Origin of the sequence: Paenibacillus sp. PL91, assembly GCF_012935325.2 — a bacterium.
In the GTDB taxonomy this organism is placed as follows: Bacteria; Bacillota; Bacilli; order Paenibacillales; family Paenibacillaceae; genus Pristimantibacillus.
In genome coordinates this window covers 13,916-33,549 of record NZ_JABBYG020000013.1, presented here as the reverse complement: position 1 = coordinate 33,549, position 19,634 = coordinate 13,916, and the positions used below count along the sequence as shown (strand labels likewise).

The following is a 19,634-nucleotide window of genomic DNA, read 5'->3' as shown; positions in this document are numbered from 1 at the left end:
TGAAAAGGAACCGGAACGCAAAATAATTTTGTCGTTTTATGGCTGTTTTAAAAGCTTTTCCGCTTCTGCCCGCAGGCCCTCGCGGAACTGTTTTATTGGCTGTAATTCCGCCTGTTCTCCGTCCTTCACCTCGATGACTTGATCGCCTGATTCAGCGAGCACATCCAAGAACTGCGCAACTAGGCGGCCCGTCACGGAATCCGGAGCTTCCGCTATCGTTTTTTTATAGCTCGCCTTCACTTCATCAAGCAGTTTAAAGCTGTCAGTATCATAAATCGGCGTATTGACCAGACCGTTTATATACATGGACATATATTTGTTCACATATTCATTTTCGACGGCTTCCCGCTCTGGCGAGTCCTTGTACTTCGCTACGAATGCTTCAGCGAGCAGCGCCCTTGCGGCCAGCTCATCCCATGAGATTACCAGTCCGCCATCCTTGGCCGCAGCTTTATCCGATTCCGCTGCCATCAACCCGATGTACGCATTCATCTGCTCCGACACGTATTTCCCATAATGAGACTGTACGCTGTAATCAACGACGGGATAAATAGACCCCTCTACCGCTTCAAGCTTATAACCGCCTTTGTATGCGTTCTGCACGAGCGTACGCACCGTCTCATCTTTAATCGCTAAAGCAGTTTCCTCCGTTAAAGGCCAAGCTTCCTTCAGCAGGACCTCTTGCACATTCGATGTAAAAAAAGCGTTCTGAGCCGCTTCCAAATGGACATCATAGTAGTCATGCAGACTCCGCAGCATCGAATCAGCCGTTGCCTGATCCGCTTTCTCTATATTCGCATCTAAAAAAGAAACGATACCGGTCGCGTCCTCAGCACTCGTCACAATGGACTGGAATTCCTGAAGGAGCTCTTTCTGGTCGACCTTCTCTTCATTACGAGAGCCGTCGTCCACCACTTGAATATCAGGCTTAACTGTATCTGAATCCTTTGAGACACTGCAGCCTGTCGCTCCTAATAGTGCTGCAGCCGCCAGTAATGCCAGCTTTATTTTCCAACCGTTTCGTTTAGTATGGCCATTCATTTGCATCACTCATCCGTCCCTTCCACACTTATGAATTATGATCGGTTATGTATTAGACGAAACGTAAGCTTCAAATGTTCCCCAACAAAAAAAGCCGCTCAAACGCACTAGCGCAAGAAACGGCTTCTCTTTATCTATGATCGTCATTGATTATTTAGCAAGCGTTCGTGCTTCTTGTTCAAAATGACCCGATCGACTCTTCTTCGTTTGAATATATTTCTCGTTATAGACGGAGGAATTGCCCCATAGCGGCACTCTGCCCGCCACGTTCATGCCTGCTTTGCGCAGCGCATCCACTTTGCGCGGATTATTCGTAATGATCGACACCGGCAATAACCGCAGCAGCTTCAGCACGGCGATCGCATCGGTGTAATCACGTGAATCGTCGGCAAAGCCCAGCTCTAAATTGGCGTCAACCGTATCGAGACCATCCTCCTGCAGCAAATAAGCGATCGCTTTGCTGAACAAGCCGATCCCACGGCCCTCATGATTCGCTAAGTAAAATAAAGCTCCCGTCCCATGCTCGGTTATCATGCGCATCGATTGCTTCAGTTGGAAGCCGCAATCACATCTTGCGCTTCCGAAAATATCGCCCGTATGGCAGATGCTGTGCATCCGAATGAGCGCATCCTCGTTATTTTCAAAATCGCCGTATACGAGAACGCTCGACTGCTGAAGATCCGCATAGGAGAAGCGATTCAAATCCTCGACAAGCTGCTCGGGAGACTTTTCCTCGCCAGCTTCCTTGCTCAGCCAGCTATACCAATGGAACATCTTCGTTTCTCCATCCAGCTCAAGCGGCAGCTTAACCGGTCCAATAACATAAATGTCGTCGTTTCCGCTTTGTGTTCGTTTTAATTTATCTTTAATAATGGCTGCAATATTGGGTTTGATCATATTTGTTCACCTTCTCATAAAGTATATACGATTAAAACTGCATCGATAAGTAGCTCAGTGTGCCGAACTCATAGCTTCGATAAATGACTTTTGGCGCTTCCTCCGCATTGCCGCTTCCAAGCGCTATATATAATGGAACAAAATGCTCTGCGCGCGGTACTGCCATTTTAGCATGCGGGGCAAGCTGTTCATACTGGAATAGGGAATTTATATCATGCTTATTCATTTTTTCTATAAGCCACTCGTCAAATTCAACAGCCCAGCTCTCGGGCTCCTTCTGTCCCCATTTTACCGCCCTCAAATTATGAACGGTTACACCGCTGCCAATCAGCAAAATATTTTGGACATTTAAGCTGCGCAGCGCTTCGCCAATTCGGTATTGCTCCTCCGCGGAGCGATAGGGATTGACGGAAACTTGAACGATTGGAATGTCCGCCTTCGGAAACATATGCTTCAGCATCGTCCACGAGCCATGATCTAGTCCGCGCTCTGTATCATATGCAACGGGAATGCCGCTTTCGCTAAGCAATTGGCCAACAAGGGCAGCTACCTTAGTAGAGCCTTTAGCTGGATATTTAACCTGGTACAGCTCATCCGGAAAGCCGTAAAAGTCGTAAATCGTCTCGTATTCGTCATCCTTCGATGATATCGTAACCGCCTCGGTCTCCCAATGAGCCGTGAAAATAACGATGGCATCCGGCGCAAGGCCTGCTCCGGTTTGTTTTAGAAACTGACTATATTCATTTTGCTCGACAGCGAGCATCGGTGATCCATGTGCGAGAAATAACGGATTCATGTTTTGTTGTGCCTCCTTGAGATGTGCACTTACTATTTGTAACTAATTATAATTTTATAACTAAAGATAGTCAAGTAATTAACATTATTCAGGTGTGCTTGTATAAATAAGATATTGAGGTTATACTTAATGGAAGTAAAAAGAGGTGATACGCATGGAGCAATCTAGCCTTTGTCCCCGTTTCCAGAAGGGAATGGACATCATTAGCAAACGTTGGACCGGCCTAATCATATTTCAGCTTTTGTCAGGCCCGCAGCGTTTCTGCGGCGTACAGTCCGCTCTGCCGATCAGCGGAAGGCTGCTTTCGGAACGATTCAAGGATTTAGAGAATGAAGGAATTGTCGACAGGCAAGTCTATCCTGAAATTCCTGTTCGCATAGAATATTCATTAACGGAGAAGGGCCGTGCACTCGAGCCCATTATCCGCGAGATACAAGTGTGGTCACAGGACTGGATAGAACCTATTACAGAAGCCTGATCGGTTCCGCTCGAACAAAGGGAATATCCCGCAAGCTGCCAATGCTGCTTACGGAATATTCCCTTTGTTTATCTGTGCTTCTTATGCCCCTTATCCGCCATCCGATTCGCTACGATAAGCACATCCATATGGCGTCCTGCTTGCAGCAGCTCTCGGACGATATTCCCACTAAGCATCGAATACCATGCCCTGCGCCCTGACTGACCGACGATAAGCTGCGTCGCCTTCGCACGGCTCGCAGCAGTGAGCAGCGTGCCAGCAATATGCTTCCTGCTCACTGCCTTGGACATTTCGAACACGCCGCCCAGCCGCTCTGTCAGCTTCATTAAGGCATCGCGTTTGTTTATGGCCTCGCTCGTCCAAGGAGCTCCGTCTTCCACATAATGAACATGCCACTGCGCTTTCAAGCGATATGCGATGCGAAATCCGCGGCGGATAAGCCGCTCCGCATCAGCATGAATATCGACGCCAACGAATATAACCTCTCTTCTGCGCAATGTGCCGCGCAGCGTCTGATAGCGGTCCCAAGCCTCAAGCCGCTCGTCGACATCATCAGCAAGCTCGCGCAGCGCAAGCTCACGCAGCGCGATCAAATTGCCCGTCGTAAAAAAGGCGCCAAGCGCTTGCTCGACTTTTTCCTTCGCATAGATTTTGCCCTCTCTCATGCGCTGCTGCAGCATCTGCGGCGTTACGTCAATCAGCTCGACCTGATCAGCCAGCCGAATAATTGCGTCCGGCACCGTCTCTCTAACCCTGACGCCCGTCACCTGCTCAATCGCATCGTTCAAGCTTTCAATATGCTGCACATTCATCGTCGATACGACGGATATGCCCTTCTCAAGCAAATGAATAACATCCTCATAACGCTTCTTTCGCAAGCTGCCCGGCACATTCGTATGGGCTAGCTCATCAACTAAGACGACATCCGGATTTCTGCGAATGATCGCCTCTACGTCCATCTCCTCTAGCGTTGTCTCGCGGTAATGAATCGTTTGGCGCTCGATAACCGGCAGCTCGGCAATCTGCACGGCTGTCTCCTCGCGTCCATGCGTCTCCACGATGCCGACGACGACATCCACTCCTTTGCGCAGCAAAATGTTCGCCTCAGCCAGCATGCGATAGGTTTTCCCAACGCCTGGCGCAGCCCCGATGTAAAGGGTAAAATGTCCCCTGCGCAGCGATTCCATTTGTTCCTCGCGCTCTTGCGGACTGAACCTATGGAATAATGCTTTCCGCGAATCGCTCCTTTGCTTGACCGGCAATATCCGCTCGCCTTCATGCTCTGCGCGGTCAGCCATTAGAAACAAATCGATCTGCTTAAGCCTGCGCAGCATGCTGTCCACAATCGAGCCCTGCCAGAGCTGCTGCCATCTGCTCTGCTTGGAATGTCCCATTACGATGCGCGTAACCTGATGCTTCTCCGCATACCTGACAAGAGCAAGCGGCAGGCGCCGCCTGCTATGCAGCGGCTGCTCCTCGAAGCTGCCGCCTACCTGAGCTGTCAGCTTCTTTATAGATGCTCTAAAAGCCCGCTCCTCCTTGGACCACTTCTTATGCGGATGGATAAAGGAGACTACAAGGATATCCCCGTTGAGCCTTCTTGCAATTTGCTGTCCTCTGCGTACATATAAAGAGCCGTTCCAATGATACTGCGCCGTAACCAGAATGCGCTCAGATGCGCCTGAGGGACCCGTAAGTCCCAGCTCCTCGCGATGCTTCTCCAGCGATTCGTTTACTCCCTCTGCCACAAGGCGAAGCGCCAGCTCCCGCAGCACAGCCAAATTTCCACGCAGGGCAATGGCCGGATCAGGCTGTAAGCCCAGCTCCCCCTCCTCAAAACGTCTAAGCATCGTTTCGGGCGAGACGTCGATCAGCCTGACCTCGTCAGCCAGCTCAAGCGTGTGGGCAGGCACGGTACATGGCGTGCGAATGCCGGTCCATTTGAGCGCAATCTCATCGACACCCTCCAGCTCGTACACGTTGATCGTCGTAATGACGCTTATTCCTTTGCTAAGAAGATGCAGCACATCCTCCAGCCTCGTCTTGAACGGCGCGCCTTCGCGGTTGCGGTGAGCGAGCCCGTCAACAAGCACGACCTCGGCATTGCGCATTAGAAGCGCATCCAGATCCAAATCCTCCTGCTCGGCTCCATCCTTGGACCAGCGGATGCTGGGCACCCGCTCGAACGACTCTGCCTGCTCTAGCGTTTCCGCGTGCAGGAGAGTAGTCACTGCGCAGAGAACCACGTCGATCCCGTCCTGCTTCAGCTGGTATCCTTCACGCAGCATATGGTACGTTTTTCCTGAGCCGCTCACTGCGCCTATTAATATTTTCAATCTTCCCTGATGCAGCTTCGCTATGGAGAGCAGCAGCTCCTCAGGCGTCTTCCTCTTTAGCGGAGCCATACGGCTATCCTCCCAGCAATGCAGACAATGCTAAATTCAGCTTCAGCACATTTACCCTTTCATCACCGAACACGCCTAAGTCGCGTCCATCCGTATTCGCTTTGACCAGCTGCTCAAGCTCGGAAATGGACACACCTGTTAGCTTGCTGATTCTGGCGATCTGTACAGCAGCGGATTGCGGCGTGATGTGCGGATCAAGCCCGGAGCCTGAGTTTGTAACGAGCGCAATCGGCAGCTGACTAACCGGCACATCGGGATTTTGCGCCTTCCAAGCCTCGATTGAGGCTTTCGTTCTCTCCAGCAAAGCTGGATTGGATGGACCAAAGTTGTTCGAGCCGGAGCTCGCCGCATTATGGTCAATGCTCGATACCCGTCCTTGGAACCACTTTGGATCAGTGAAATTTTGACCGATCAGCTCAGAGCCTACCACTTGCCCGGAGCCGTCCTCAATAAGGCTGCCGTTTGCTTGCTTCGGGAACAGCAGCTGAGCTGCCCCCGTGCTGACTAGCGGATAAATAATACCGCAAAGGATCATAAACAATACACTAATTCGTAAGGGTATCAAAAGAGCGGACAGCTGAAAGCGCGGATAACTTTTTGTTTTTTCGTTCATCGTCTCATGCCTTCTTTCATCTCGACTTATTAAATCCATAAATGTACAGCAAAATCGATAAGCTTAATCCCTATGAAGGGAACGATGACGCCGCCTAGTCCATAAATGAATACGTTGCGGCTAAGCAGTCTAGCACCGCTCATCGGTTTATAGGCTACACCTCTAATAGCAAGAGGGATAAGCAGCGGAATAATAATGGCGTTAAAAATAAGCGCCGATAGGATCGCAGAGAGCGGAGAGCCCAGCTTCATAATATTAAGCACGCCCATCTCCGGAATCGCCAGCATAAACATCGCAGGAATGATTGCAAAATATTTGGCAACGTCATTCGCGATACTAAAGGTTGTAAGAGCGCCTCTCGTCATTAGCAATTGCTTGCCGATGGCAACAACCTCGATGATTTTGGATGGGTCGGAATCCAGATCCACCATATTGGCTGCTTCCTTCGCGGCAATCGTTCCGCTGTTCATCGCTAGGCCAACGTCCGCTTGCGCCAGCGCAGGCGCATCGTTCGTGCCGTCGCCCGTCATCGCAACCATCTTGCCGTCCGCTTGCTCGCGCTTAATGACGGCAATTTTGTCCTCCGGCTTGCTCTCGGCAATAAAATCATCAACTCCCGCTTCTCGGGCAATTGTAGCTGCCGTTAGCGGATTGTCGCCCGTACACATAATCGTTTTGATGCCCATCTCGCGGAGCTGCTCGAATCTTTCCTTCATCCCCGGCTTCACGGTGTCCTTCAAATAAATAACGCCAAATATTTGACTGTCAACCGCTACAGCGAGCGGCGTTCCGCCTAAAGTTGCGATCGTATTCGAAATTTGCTCCAGATCGGACGGAATGCTGCCCCCTTGTGCCAACACCCACTTGCGAACGGCGTCAACTGACCCTTTTCGGACATGCCTGCCATCCGTCAAATCGATGCCGCTCATCCGTGTTTCCGCCTTAAACTCTACAAATTCACCGCCTTCTCCAAGGGATGCGTCATAGCTCATGCCCTGTTTCTTCATCCATTCGAGGACGGATCTGCCTTCAGGCGTTTCATCCTTAAGCGAGCTGATCGCTGCCCATTCCGAAAGCGTCTGAATATTGCTGCCTGCGACGGGAACAAGCTCGCTTGCCATCCGGTTCCCGAATGTAATCGTACCTGTCTTATCCAAAATCATCGTATTAATATCGCCAGCGGCTTCAACGGCTTTTCCTGACATCGCCAGCACGTTGAACTGGGTAACCCGGTCCATACCCGCAATCCCAATCGCCGATAACAGACCGCCAATCGTCGTCGGAATGAGACATACAAGCAGCGCGATTAATACGGGTATTTCTAATTGAATATCCAAATATTTAGCGATTGGCTGCAAGGTCACGACGACGATTAAAAAGATGATCGTCAAGCTAGTCAGCAGCGTATTTAGCGCGATTTCGTTAGGCGTCTTTTGCCGCTTAGCGCCTTCAACTAGCGCGATCATCCGATCGATAAATGACTCGCCGGGATCGCTCGTCATCCGTACCTTAATCCGGTCGCTGACTACCCGTGTTCCACCCGTTACAGAGCTGAAATCGCCACCCGCTTCTTTAATAACAGGAGCCGATTCCCCCGTAATGGCGGATTCATCTACCGAAGCCAAGCCTTCAATGACTTCACCGTCGCCGGGAATCATCTCGCCTTGGGAGACGATGACGATATCACCCTTGCGCAGCTCCGTTGAGGATATGACCTTTACTGAGTCGCCGATCACCTTGTTCGCGCTCATCTCCTGCTTGGATTTTTTAAGTGAATTCGCTTGAGCCTTGCCCCTGCCCTCCGCAATTGCTTCAGCGAAATTGGCGAACAGCAGCGTGAACAGCAAAATGAAAAATACTGTTACATTAAAGCCGATTCGCTCCTGCGAATCAAAGTAAGCGGGGAACAACGCCATAAGCAGCACGATAAACGTACCGGCCTCAACGACAAACATAACCGGGTTTTTCATCATAAGTGCTGGATTTAATTTGATAAAGCTATCAAGCACAGCGCGTTTTACCGCATCTGCGGACAGCAGCTTCTTCTTCTGATTACTATTCATTATCATTCACCTCATCCGTTAGCGGAGTGTCAAATATTCTGCGACCGGCCCAAGCACGATGACCGGCAAAAAGGTTAGCGCACCGATTAAAAGCACAGTGCCGATTAATAATCCGGTAAATAGTCCATTATCCGTGCGGAACGTACCAATCGTCTCCGGCACAGGCTGCTTGCGTACGAGCGAACCCGCAACTGCGAGCATCGCGATCATCGAAATATAGCGGCCCATCAGCATGACAAGCCCTGTACTAATGTTCCAAAATGGCGTGTTGTCGCCTAGTCCCTCAAACCCGGAGCCATTGTTCGCTGCTGAGGATGTAAATTCATACAGCACTTGGCTTATGCCATGAAAGCCCGGATTTGTGATGGCTCCTTTGCCCAAATCCGTCATAAAGGCGATTGCTGTTGGCACTAATATTATGAAAGGATGCGTGAGAATAGCGACCGCAATAAGCTTCATTTCTCGCGGCTCTATTTTGCGTCCCAAAAATTCCGGCGTTCGTCCGACCATCAGCCCGCAAATGAACACGGCAAGTATTGCATACATCAGCATGTTGATGAGACCGACGCCTTTGCCGCCAAAGACGACATTCAGCATCATTTCGCCAAGCGGCACCAAGCCACCCAGCGGCGTAAGCGTATCATGCATATTGTTAACGGTACCCGTCGTCGCTGCCGCTGTCACCGTTGTGAACAATGCGGACTGCGCGATGCCGAACCGCACTTCCTTGCCTTCCATGCTGCCTTGCGAAGCATCGATGCCAAGCGCGCTCATCGCTGGATTGCCTGTTTTCTCCGACGTGTACGCGAGGCTCAGGAACACGAGGAACAGACACATCATTGCTGTGAAAACAACCCAGCCTTGCTTTTTGTTTTTGGCGAATAATCCGAATGTGTAAGGCAGTGCAGCCGACAGCGCCCACATCGATAAAATTTGAATGACGTTCGTCAGCGGATTCGGATTCTCAAAGGGATGCGCCGAGTTGACGCCAAAAAATCCGCCGCCGTTCGTCCCCAAATGCTTAATCGACTCCAATGAAGCGACAGGACCGATCGCAATTTGCTGCACCGCTCCCTCTAGCGTTTTGACTGTCAGCGTAGGATCAAGTGTCTGAGGCACTTGAAGCGCAACGAGCACAAGCGTAATAATGAAGGCAATCGGAAGAAAGATCCGCGTATGCGCTTTGACGAAATCCTCGAAGAAATTGCCGATCGTTTGCCCTTTGCTCGTAATGCCGCGGACGAATGCGATCGCAACCGAGAAACCCGTTGCCGCTGACGTAAACATCATCATCATAATGACCGCCATTTGCGAGAAATAGGATAAGGCGCTTTCCCCGCTGTAATGCTGCAGGTTCGTATTCGTCATAAAGCTGATGACCGTATTAAACGTAAGCGTCGGCTCCATGCTGCCCATCCCATTCGGATTAAACGGAAGCGCGTTTTGCAAACGCAGAATCAAATAACTGAAAGCTACCAATATGATATTGGTTGCGATAAAGCTAAGGGCGTATATTTTCCAGCTCATGCCCTCTCTCCGCTTCAAACCAATCATTTTATAAATAAGCCGCTCAGAGCCCCCGAACACCTTGTCTAACCGATTATGTTCATTTGAAAAGACATGATAGACATAAGTGCCTAAAGGCTTAACCAGCAGCAACAATATCGCAATGACGATCAGCAATTGTAAAATATCCATCGTAGGCAAACCTCCTCCACTAAAACTTTTCCGGATGAATTAAGGCATAAATAAGGTAAACGAAAATAAATAAGGCCATTACCATCACGATAATCATTCGCGCTCGCCTCCCGTTTGGTCGATAACGCTGCCGCACCAATTCAAAAATCCGTAAAATAAACTGAAGCAGGCCAGCAAAGCGACGATCATATAAACATCCATCATGTGGAATTCCCTCCTGCATTATTTATGGCTTAAAAGAAATCCGACTTCGCCGGTTTGCGAGTATACGATATGGTCTGCGCCGAGACCTTTGTAAACGGCTCGCGGATTCCACTGCTGCGTGATCACGTAGATCGGCTTGGTCGTCCAAGTCCTGCAGCAATGGACGTAGCGGCAGCTAAGCGCGAAGCTGCTTTCGAATATGAATACCTTGCGAATCGGATAAAGCGGAGGGTGCCAGCTTTGGCGATCATTGGTATGGATATAATGAACATTTATGATCCCCTGCTTGCGGAGCTGCTTCTCCTCCTGCTTGCTATTTGTCAGTACGATAAACTTCATTTGATGAAACACTACGCTCTTAATAAATGATTTGCCAAATTCATTAAATCCCGCAACGATAATATGCTCGTCTATCAATACACTTATCCTCCATTTGGTAAAAACGGCAACAAAAAAGAAGCCTTGGGATAAGAGGAACCAATCCCGCGGCTTCTTATGCCCGCAGCTAAAAAAAGCCGCGGGAAGCGCGTTGGCTGTTGCCTCTCTCGAGTACACTTACGAGGTTAGCTGTCGGATTCGGGCCTTGAGAGTTGCCCTACGCCTGGCTGCTGCCAAGTGATTCACCCCATGAAGCTTGGCGTGCTTGCACGCCTTTTCGCTTCGTTGGTTCCCCCGTTCCTGCTTGTGCAGGATTCAGCAAGTTAATTCCATTTTCTAGCAGCCGCTCCGTTTTTGGGCAGCAAAAAACCACAGAGGCCTATGACACTCTGTGGTCGACATTAATCGATCACAAGCTTCATCATTCCTCTCCTATCCACGCTTACGAGGTTAGCTGTCGGATTCGGGCGGTGAGAGTCGCCCTACCTTGACCGGTATCCATGGCACCGTTCAAAGATTCACCCCTGCCTTGCGGCCGTTCGACTCTCACATCGAGCATGCGCAAAGCTTATTTATTGGTTCCCCCGTTTTCCGCATTCGCGGAAACTCAGCGATCAGCAAATCGATACTTATTCGTAAATCCTGTATCGAATCTTACTCCTCGCTATCTGCACTGTAAAGAGAGGCCGCTGGCGAATTTAGCTAATTTCAGCCCCACAGAACGTTTCGCAGCGCTTACATAGATTCCAAACTCGATATATCTCACTATTTCTCTGTTTTACTACCCTTTACGAAAATAATGATGTTCACCCATTCCCCATTGTTCCGCGCAAATAATCAGATTTCTCTAAAGAGGAGAATAGAAGAGCATGAACGAGTTTTCCGGCGAATTAAGCTTTTTTTGTTGAGATAATGATCGTATTTCTTGTAAAATGGCTAAAGGATGCCATATCTCGAAATACCACTGTTTTACAATACTCGCATTCGGGTTTACTATAGACGGCAAGCCTGAATTCCGGCAGCTAACCTCGTAAGTGAACATGGGGAGAGATTACGAATGACCATGCAATCAGAAGCCATTTTAGTGGATCCAGTAGAGCAGCCAGCAGACTTTATTACAGTCAATAGAATCGAATTGTTTGTTCTTCCATCCGCATTGCACGAGCCTTCCGACTACAGGCTTTGTCTAAGGCTGACAACCGATCAAGGAATCGGCTGGAGCGAGCTATTTATAGACAAATCCGAGAAACCGAGAGACTGGATTATGTGGAGCAGTGTGCTGCTTCGTTTCATCGGCACCTTCTATGTGGGAACTCCCGTACTATTCAAGCCCGTTTCGATGATTAAAGACGTGCGCGTTTTTTATTTATTTGCAGCCGCCACCTTGAGCTTGACGGATACTCGTTCATCTTGTCTAACCAGCAAATATGACTGGAATGAGGCAGTTTTATTCAAACAAGCAACCTCGTACATATCATTGTTTTAATTCAAAAGATTTACAGGTAAGCAATTAGGGATTATAATAAAGAGTACAATATTAACGCTGAATTTTTCGAATGAAAAAACGGGGGAACCATCGCGGACGTTTTCTAACGTTTGCAAGGGGTGAATCCAGGGATTTGTAACCCTGGTAGGGCATTCTCTCTAGCCCGAATCCGACAGCTAACCTCGTAAGCGAGCAAAGGAGAGATTTATTTATGTTGACTAATTGTGCAAACCATCTGCACCTTTTCACGGAACAGACCCCTTCTTTATCCGTCACACGAATCGAGCTATTCGTCATTCCTGCTCTCGCAGTCGATTCTGCAGGCCACCGCATTTGTCTCCGTTTAACAAGCAATCAAGGATTCGGCTGGAGCGAGCTATTTGCGAGCGATACCGAAGATTCGATTGACTTGGAACGATGGAGCGACCTGCTTCAAAGCTTTATAGGCAGCGTCCCTCTTCCGCCTCTTCATCATTTTCAATACGACAAAACGGATGAGGACGGACGTATTCTCGACCTATTCGCCTCTGCTGTCAATCATGTTCTGGCACAATCCGCCGATTCGTCTCCGTACAACAGCGATCTTGAAGAATCTGTTTTGCGTCAACGTTCTGTCTCCTATATTTCTTTGGATTAAATGATTTCTTGAACGAAAATAGACAGTCCAGAACACGCAATTAGGTTCTGGACTGTCTATTTTTTGCCCACTATTCCCGGGATTCCTTTAGCCTCTGCAATATCCAATCAAGCAGCATCTGACTTCCCTTCTCCGATCTAAGCGAACCATTTACGATAAAATCCGCATGCCAACGCGTCGGCTCTACATAACGATCATGGGTATGTCTCACCAAATCCAAATATTCGCTTATCGCTTCTTCCATTGAGTAGCGCTCATTCGAAAATTTCCCTAACCGCCTTGCGAGCCTTTCATCAGATTGGCAGTCCACAAACACCTTATAATCAAGACATTCTCTTAGCTGCGAAAAATGGAACAGCAAAAAACCTTCGATAATGATTACATCATCCTTATCGGATAAAGATTGATTGAAATCCTCTACTACCTTATCCAGATCAACAGCAGCCGGATCGTTAAAATCTTCGTACGCTTTGCCAGAAAAAGCAGCAACCGTTATCGGTCTTTCCTTCTTATAATATTTGTCCATATGTATGACTTTTACTTTATAATGGCTAAGGCCGTGGGCAAGAAATTTGCTTAAAGTAGTCTTCCCGCTGCCAGACCCGCCAGCAATGCCGATTGCAATCGTAGAGCGCATGACAACCCTCTCCAACTTATCGAATTTACTTCTATTTTAATACAAGCTGGATCGATTGTCCTCTTACCTGCAAGAAGCCCGCTCACTCCTGGAGGAGGCGCGGGCTTCTTGCAACCGACATAAGCTTAGACCGACGCTAATGCAGCGCGCTGCTCTCTAACCTGGTAAGTCGCCAGCATCATGTTGCGCAGCGAAGCTACGGTCTCTTCCATGCCGCGCGTCTTCAAGCCGCAGTCAGGGTTGATCCAGAAGAGAGTAGGATCAAGCACTTTAATCGCACGCTCGATCATGCTGACCATTTCCTCAACGGACGGTACACGCGGACTATGGATGTCGTATACGCCAAGGCCGATGCCTTGATCGTACGTATTCTCCTCGAAGCTATGAATCAGCTCGCCGTGGCTGCGTGACGTTTCGATCGATATAACGTCAGCATCAAGCGCAAGGATCGAATCGATAATGTCGTGGAACTCGCAATAGCACATATGGGTATGAATTTGCGTCGTATCGCGAACATCTGATGTGGAGAGCCGGAATGCATGCACGCCCCATTTCAAATAAGCATCCCAGTCGCTGCGCTTAAGCGGCAAGCCTTCGCGCAGTGCCGGCTCGTCTACTTGGATCATTTCGATGCCAGCTGTCTCCAGCGCTTTTACTTCCTCAGACAAAGCAAGCGCAATTTGATAAGCCACTTGCTCACGCGTAATATCGTTGCGGGCAAAGGACCAGTTCAGAATCGTGATTGGGCCAGTCAGCATCCCCTTCACCGGACGATTCGTCAGCGATTGCGCATATACGCTTTCCGTTACGGTCATTGGCTCGGTAAATACGACATCTCCATAAATAACCGGCGGCTTCACGCAGCGGGAGCCATACGATTGGACCCAGCCGCTCTGCGTAAAGGCGAACCCCTCCAATTTCTCACCGAAAAATTCAACCATGTCCGTACGCTCGAATTCACCGTGAACGAGCACATCAAGGTTAAGCTCTTCTTGGATTTCGATCCAATTTTTAATTTTTTCATTAATGAAGGAAGCGTAGTCTTGCGAGCTAAGCTCGTTCTTTCTCCATTTCTGCCTAGCTTGACGCACATCCAGCGTTTGCGGGAAGCTTCCGATTGTTGTCGTCGGCAGGAGCGGCAAATTCCATTTTTGCTGCTGCAGCTTCTGTCTCTCCGCAAATGGCTTTTGTCTAGCGGACGGATGTGCGGCAACGGCTGCCGCATCTGCTGCTTGACGATTGCGTGCAGGCGATACAGTAAGGTTGTGAATCCGCTCTCCGTTGCGCTTGATCTCTTCGGCACGAAGGCCTGCGGTTTCAACATCAACAGCAAACGCAGCTTCGCTTAGCCAAACGATTTCGTCGAGCTTCTCTTCTGCAAAAGCGAGCGCCTCGCGCAATTCGGATGGCAGCTTCGTTTCGTTCTTTGCCGTTACAGGCACATGCAGCAGGCTGCTCGACGATTGAATGATCATGCGTTCTGCTGGAATAACGGCCGAAATTTTCTCAAGCAGCGCAAGCTTTTGCTTGTAATCCGAGCGCCAAATGTTGCGTCCGTCCACAACGCCGACCCCTGCCAGCTTGTCCTGCGGGAAGCCGAACTTCTCAAGCGATTGCAGGTTTTTCTCTAGGCCATGGACAAAATCCAAGCCGATCGCTTGCACTGGAAGTGCAACCACCTCTTCATAATGCTCAACTGCTTCGAAATACGTCTGCAGCAAAAGGTTAAGCGCCGGCGCCGCCGCATTCAGCTGCGCATAAATGGATTGAACGAGATTAATTTCTTCCACCGATACCGAAGTGACAAGGATCGGCTCGTCGATTTGAACCCATTGTACGCCTTCACGCTCAAGCTCCTTAAGCAATTGCGCATAAAGCGGTACAAACTGCTCAACCAATTGGGGAAGCCGATTTGCTTCATAACCTTTGGAGAGCTTCAGGAATGTGTAAGGGCCAATAATAGCCGGCTTGCCCTCAATACCCAGCTTTTGCTTCGCTTCGCGGTATGCCAGCAATGGACGGTTTTCTGTTAATACCGGGTTAGCGCCGGCAAGCTCAGGGACGATATAGTGGTAGTTGGTGTTGAACCATTTGGTCATTTCGCATGCCTGCGCCTGCTGCGTGCCTCTTGCCATTGCATAATATGTTTTAACGGGAACCGGCCCGCCTTCATAGCCGAACCGCTCTGGTACAAGGCCGAACATCGCCGAAGTATCGAGCATTTGATCATATAACGTGAAGTCATTGACCGGAATAATCGAAATGCCTCTCTCCTTCTGCAGCTTCAGATTGTTCAAGCGAATGCCTTCAAGCGTCTTAAGAAATTCGCCTTCCTCCAAATCGCCCTTCCAGAACGCTTCGAGCGCTTTTTTCCATTCCCGATTTTCTCCAATACGCGGATATCCAAGCACACTGCTTTTTAGTTGACTCATGCTCATATTCCCTCCTAATAAATGTAATAAAATTAAAATAAGAACGCAAAAAGGGCGTCGTTACCTTAAAAGAAACAAAGGTAAAGACGCCCGTCGTTTAATTAAACAGCGGTCCTGTGTTAACACCTCCCTATCTCCCGTAGGTAAAAGCAGTGTCGTTCAAATAGGCAGGTCTCCTGGCTCCAGGATCATCATCTTCAGCTTGCCTTCCCAACCGGTTAGGATCAGTGGCATAAACGCTTAGACTCCTCTGTTACAGTGGCGGGACCGCGCCGGCATTGCACCGGACTTCCCTTTTAAGCTCAAGCCTCTTACGCATGAGCACCTATTTCCACTTATTTCAGTTATTGATTGCTATCAGCTACAATACGAATAACTATACACTCGAACTAATAATCATATAATGGAATTCACATTTTTCGATAATTCGCACTATACGCATGTTTAAACTGTATTATACATAGCAACTGCCTGCAAATCTACCCCAAGGTTTTAAATAGAAGCAATAAAAAAGGACCTTCCCACTAGCAGACTGCACTGCGTCGGGAAAGTCCTATTGATATCGCTCGCTCTATCTAACTAACCAACCGCCATCGACGGCCAATATATGACCATTCATATAATCAGAGGCAGCGGATGCCAAAAACACCGCCGGTCCGATCAAATCCTCAGATGTTCCCCACCGTCCCGCTGGGATGCGCTGCAGGATTTGGGCGCTGCGAATGGGATCTTCGCGAAGCGCTTCCGTGTTGTCCGTGCTCATATATCCAGGTGCAATGGCATTCACCTGCAGGCCTTTGCCGGCCCACTCGCTAGCCAGCGCTTTCGTAAGACCGGCAACCGCATGCTTGCTGGAAGTATAGCCGGGAACGTTAATGCCTCCTTGGAAGGAGAGCATCGACGCGATATTAATAATTTTGCCGGAGCCTTGCTCGATCATATGCTTGCCCGCAAGCTGGGAGAGGACAAATACCGAATTCAAGTTAACGTCGAGCACATCCTGCCAATCCTCATAGCTATGCTCCGCAGCAGGAGTCCGGCGAATAATGCCAGCGTTATTGACCAAGATATCGATGCGTCCAAGCTCAGAAACCGTACGTTCGATAATGCCCGCAAGCTTGGTGCGATCCGAGATATCGGCTTGAATCGTAATCGCCTTGCGACCCAGCGAACGTACAGCATCCGCTGCTTTTTCAGCAGGCGTGCTGTTCGTGACAAGCGCCACATCAGCGCCCGCTTCAGCTAATCCTAGTGCTATCGCTGCCCCAAGTCCACGGCCTGCACCTGTTACGATCGCTGTCTTTCCCGTTAAATCAAACAAACCCATCGGTTTACGTCCTCCCTCTCGTACGCTTCCCGCTCTCTGGAAGCTCTGCCTTCATCATTTGTATGTGAAGCGCCTCGTACTTCGCAGCAACATCGGGCGGAATGCCATCATCGGTAATGATATAGTCAATCTCGCTCAGCTCAGCAAAAGTAATTAAGGCGCCTTTGTCGAACTTATTGTGGTCAGCCAGACAATAGACGGTCTTGGCATTTTCTATATAGAGCCTCTTCAGCTTCGACAATTCCTCTGTAAAGATCGTAAGCCCGTAATCCATATGAATGCCCGTCGTAGATAGAAACAGCTTATGGACATTCAGCCGCTTAATCCACTCCTGCGATTCCGCGCCAATGAGCAAATTGTTGTGGCGGTACCCGCCCGGAATGACGAGCCTTACCTGATCCTTCAGCGTCAGCTCTCGAATAATAAGCAGATCATTTGTAAGGACGGTTACAGGCATATTCGGGAGCCGCTTCGCCATCTCTAGCGTCGTGCTGCCCGCATCAAGCGCAATAATATCGTTAGGCTCAATGCAGGAGAGCGCAAGCGCGGCAATGGCTGACTTCTCCTGTTGATGCTTGCTGTTCGGGAACTGCAAGGGATAAAGGCTATCTTCGCCCTCCTGCTCCAGCACAGCTCCGCCGTGCGTTCGCTTGAGAAGCCCCTTCTCCTCCAGCTTCTCCAGGTCCTCGCGAACCGTCTTTTCTGTAACGCCGAACTGCTCGCTTAGCTCGGAAACCTTAACCGCGCCAAGCTGCTCTAATTTTTCTATAATTTTACGATGCCGTTCAGCTGCCAGCATAGTGCACCCCCTGTAGCGAATGTTTCTATTTTAGCTCGCTTGCAGGTACGGCGTCCATGTCTGTAAATGTATAGTTCTCGCCAGCCATCGACCAGCAGAACGTATAGTTGCTCGTGCCAACGCCGGAGTGGATCGACCAAGGCGGCGAGATAATCGCTTGCTCGCTTGCAACGACAAGATGTCTCGTCTGCGAAGGCTCGCCCATCATATGAAACACGCGAGCATCGGCGTTCATATCAAAATACAAGTAGGCTTCCATGCGGCGGTCATGAACATGCGAAGGCATTGTGTTCCAGACGCTTCCTGTTTTGAGGCTAGTTACGCCAAGCATAAGCTGGCAGCTTTGAATGCCGTCTGCATGGATGTATTTGTAGAGAATCCGTTCATTAGAAGTCTCTTGCGAGCCAAGATGAGTCGGATTCGCTTCCTCCATCGTCATCTTGCGGGTCGCAATTTCTGCATGCGCGAGCGCAGAACAGAAGTAAAGCTTCGCTGGGTTCGTTTTGTCGACGCTTGAGAGCAGCACTTGGCGTTTCCCCTTGCCTACATAAAGAACATCAAGCTTGTTCAGCTCGTATACTTCTCCATCGACGGAGATTGAAGCCGGCCCTCCAATATTTAAGAAGCCAATCTCGCGGCGCTCCAAGAAATATTCGGTTTTCAGCGTAGCCGCATCCTCCAGCTCAAGCGCTTCGTTCACCGGCAGCGCCCCGCCTACAATCATCCGGTCATAATGCGTATAGGTCATTTTAAGCTGATCCTGCTCGAACAGGCTCTCGATCAAAAACTCGCTGCGCAGACGTTCTGTATCATATTGCTTCACATCAGTAGGATTAGTAGTATGGCGTATTTCCATTGGATAAAAGCCTCCTAAAGGTTTATTGCGCAAGGCTTGCTTCGCAAGCCAGCACTTTGGTTTGTTATTGTTCGTTTTTATAATATCACACATTTACGAACATAAAAAGAACATTTTAAACAAACCACCTACGCTCTGTCCCACCATTCCACTAGATACAAGCACAAAAAAAGACCTCTGCTCGCATCAGTTGCGAAGAGGCCTCATAGGATTGACTATCTAATTGCGCTTCCAGCTTCGATAGGCATAAAGCGACATAATCATAAATATGCCATATACACCGACCGTGACCATTAGGTTCTTAGGTTCCGTCATTAGCGAATCGCCAATCGTTGCGAACAGCAGCATCGCCGGAATTTTACCAATAGACGAGGCGACCGCGTACGTGGCAAAGGACACACGGCTCAAAGCCGAATACAGATTGACAACAATCGAGGGAATAAACGGAACAAGTCTAGCGAACATAATCGTTAGAAAAGCATTCCTCTCAAACAGCAGAGTTAGCTTCCCGATACTTTGATAGCGGTGCAGAACCTTCATGCCCCACTCCTGATAGCCATACCGGATAAGCAGAAACATAAGAATCGAAGCCGACGCTGAGCCTGTCCATGTTACAGCTGCGCCTAACACAGGACCGAGGGCAGCGCCAATCAAGCCACCTATAACGGGGTAAGGAATGATCGGAAATAATGCCATTAGCGTTGCCATAACGACGACAAGCGGAACATTAGCGGATTGCTGGAACCATTTCAAAATAGCATCCCCATATCGATAAATAAGAAGCGCAATACCAACATACAACATAGCTAAAACCAATTTTTTGACCATAGTTGCACTCCCGAGTAATAGATGGCTTTAGCGTACCATTTTTGAGCGTATAATCGTCA

General features: G+C 49.2%; 18 protein-coding genes and 4 riboswitches. Of the genes, 3 read left to right on the top strand and 15 right to left on the bottom strand.

All coding sequences use genetic code 11. From position 1 onward, the window contains the following. Positions 1 to 36: 36 nt before the first annotated feature. The 3 genes from HI950_RS24615 to HI950_RS24605 form a co-directional block, all read right to left on the bottom strand. Positions 37 to 1,050, bottom strand: coding sequence for a hypothetical protein (locus HI950_RS24615; RefSeq protein WP_169086815.1), 1,014 nt, complete (start codon positions 1,048 to 1,050; stop codon positions 37 to 39). 141 nt (positions 1,051 to 1,191) lie between these two features. Next, positions 1,192 to 1,938 (bottom strand): GTP cyclohydrolase II, encoded by a 747-nt coding sequence (locus HI950_RS24610; protein ID WP_169086813.1) that lies wholly within the window; start codon positions 1,936 to 1,938, stop codon positions 1,192 to 1,194. A gap of 31 nt (positions 1,939 to 1,969) precedes the next feature. Then, a complete protein-coding gene (locus HI950_RS24605; protein ID WP_169086811.1) occupies positions 1,970 to 2,734 on the bottom strand; it encodes a DODA-type extradiol aromatic ring-opening family dioxygenase in 765 nt (254 codons plus the stop codon). Between the two features lie 154 nt (positions 2,735 to 2,888). On the opposite strand from HI950_RS24605, the gene HI950_RS24600 reads away from it, so the two are divergent. Next, complete coding sequence (locus tag HI950_RS24600; RefSeq protein WP_169086809.1) at positions 2,889 to 3,212, top strand: winged helix-turn-helix transcriptional regulator; 324 nt, start codon at positions 2,889 to 2,891, stop codon at positions 3,210 to 3,212. A 68-nt stretch (positions 3,213 to 3,280) separates the two neighbouring features. Here the strand turns inward: HI950_RS24600 and HI950_RS24595 are convergent, their stop codons facing one another. The 6 genes from HI950_RS24595 to HI950_RS24570 form a co-directional block, all read right to left on the bottom strand. Next, on the bottom strand, positions 3,281 to 5,617 hold the full coding sequence (locus HI950_RS24595; protein WP_169086807.1) for a histidine kinase: 2,337 nt from the start codon (positions 5,615 to 5,617) through the stop codon (positions 3,281 to 3,283). A 4-nt stretch (positions 5,618 to 5,621) separates the two neighbouring features. Further along, positions 5,622 to 6,230: a potassium-transporting ATPase subunit KdpC gene (gene kdpC / locus HI950_RS24590; RefSeq protein ID WP_169086805.1), complete on the bottom strand. Its 609-nt coding sequence runs from the start codon at positions 6,228 to 6,230 to the stop codon at positions 5,622 to 5,624. 29 nt (positions 6,231 to 6,259) lie between these two features. Then, the gene (kdpB, locus tag HI950_RS24585; RefSeq protein WP_169086803.1) at positions 6,260 to 8,293 is read right to left on the bottom strand and encodes a potassium-transporting ATPase subunit KdpB; all 2,034 of its coding nucleotides are present in this window, start codon (positions 8,291 to 8,293) and stop codon (positions 6,260 to 6,262) included. 18 nt (positions 8,294 to 8,311) lie between these two features. Beyond that, entirely contained in the window at positions 8,312 to 9,991 is a 1,680-nt protein-coding gene (gene kdpA / locus HI950_RS24580) for a potassium-transporting ATPase subunit KdpA (protein ID WP_169086801.1), read from the bottom strand. A 19-nt stretch (positions 9,992 to 10,010) separates the two neighbouring features. Continuing rightward, positions 10,011 to 10,076, bottom strand: coding sequence for a K(+)-transporting ATPase subunit F (kdpF, locus tag HI950_RS37095; protein WP_411268141.1), 66 nt, complete (start codon positions 10,074 to 10,076; stop codon positions 10,011 to 10,013). A 137-nt stretch (positions 10,077 to 10,213) separates the two neighbouring features. Then, positions 10,214 to 10,612, bottom strand: a complete 399-nt coding sequence (locus tag HI950_RS24570) for a hypothetical protein (protein WP_169086797.1) — start codon at positions 10,610 to 10,612, stop codon at positions 10,214 to 10,216. Between the two features lie 120 nt (positions 10,613 to 10,732). Then, positions 10,733 to 10,904, bottom strand: a riboswitch (cyclic di-AMP (ydaO/yuaA leader). A 93-nt stretch (positions 10,905 to 10,997) separates the two neighbouring features. Continuing rightward, positions 10,998 to 11,196, bottom strand: a riboswitch (cyclic di-AMP (ydaO/yuaA leader). A 434-nt stretch (positions 11,197 to 11,630) separates the two neighbouring features. Between HI950_RS24570 and HI950_RS24565 the strand changes: the two genes are divergently transcribed. Together HI950_RS24565 and HI950_RS24560 are read left to right on the top strand one after the other, a co-directional pair. Further along, a complete protein-coding gene (locus tag HI950_RS24565) occupies positions 11,631 to 12,059 on the top strand; it encodes a hypothetical protein (protein WP_169086793.1) in 429 nt (142 codons plus the stop codon). A gap of 45 nt (positions 12,060 to 12,104) precedes the next feature. After that, positions 12,105 to 12,265, top strand: a riboswitch (cyclic di-AMP (ydaO/yuaA leader). A 5-nt stretch (positions 12,266 to 12,270) separates the two neighbouring features. Continuing rightward, the gene (locus tag HI950_RS24560; RefSeq protein ID WP_169086791.1) at positions 12,271 to 12,696 is read left to right on the top strand and encodes a hypothetical protein; all 426 of its coding nucleotides are present in this window, start codon (positions 12,271 to 12,273) and stop codon (positions 12,694 to 12,696) included. A 70-nt stretch (positions 12,697 to 12,766) separates the two neighbouring features. Here the strand turns inward: HI950_RS24560 and HI950_RS24555 are convergent, their stop codons facing one another. The 6 genes from HI950_RS24555 to HI950_RS24530 form a co-directional block, all read right to left on the bottom strand. After that, a complete protein-coding gene (locus tag HI950_RS24555) occupies positions 12,767 to 13,333 on the bottom strand; it encodes a uridine kinase family protein (RefSeq protein WP_169086789.1) in 567 nt (188 codons plus the stop codon). Between the two features lie 125 nt (positions 13,334 to 13,458). Continuing rightward, entirely contained in the window at positions 13,459 to 15,765 is a 2,307-nt protein-coding gene (gene metE / locus HI950_RS24550) for a 5-methyltetrahydropteroyltriglutamate--homocysteine S-methyltransferase (RefSeq protein WP_169086787.1), read from the bottom strand. A gap of 149 nt (positions 15,766 to 15,914) precedes the next feature. After that, positions 15,915 to 16,109: riboswitch (cobalamin riboswitch) on the bottom strand. 227 nt (positions 16,110 to 16,336) lie between these two features. Continuing rightward, the gene (gene kduD / locus HI950_RS24545; RefSeq protein ID WP_169086785.1) at positions 16,337 to 17,092 is read right to left on the bottom strand and encodes a 2-dehydro-3-deoxy-D-gluconate 5-dehydrogenase KduD; all 756 of its coding nucleotides are present in this window, start codon (positions 17,090 to 17,092) and stop codon (positions 16,337 to 16,339) included. Between the two features lie 4 nt (positions 17,093 to 17,096). Continuing rightward, positions 17,097 to 17,891 carry a DeoR/GlpR family DNA-binding transcription regulator gene (locus HI950_RS24540; RefSeq protein ID WP_169086783.1) on the bottom strand — a complete coding sequence of 265 codons (795 nt, stop codon included), beginning with the start codon at positions 17,889 to 17,891 and terminating at the stop codon, positions 17,097 to 17,099. A gap of 25 nt (positions 17,892 to 17,916) precedes the next feature. Beyond that, on the bottom strand, positions 17,917 to 18,747 hold the full coding sequence (kduI, locus tag HI950_RS24535; protein WP_169086781.1) for a 5-dehydro-4-deoxy-D-glucuronate isomerase: 831 nt from the start codon (positions 18,745 to 18,747) through the stop codon (positions 17,917 to 17,919). 219 nt (positions 18,748 to 18,966) lie between these two features. Then, complete coding sequence (locus HI950_RS24530; RefSeq protein WP_169086779.1) at positions 18,967 to 19,575, bottom strand: TVP38/TMEM64 family protein; 609 nt, start codon at positions 19,573 to 19,575, stop codon at positions 18,967 to 18,969. Positions 19,576 to 19,634: the final 59 nt, after the last annotated feature.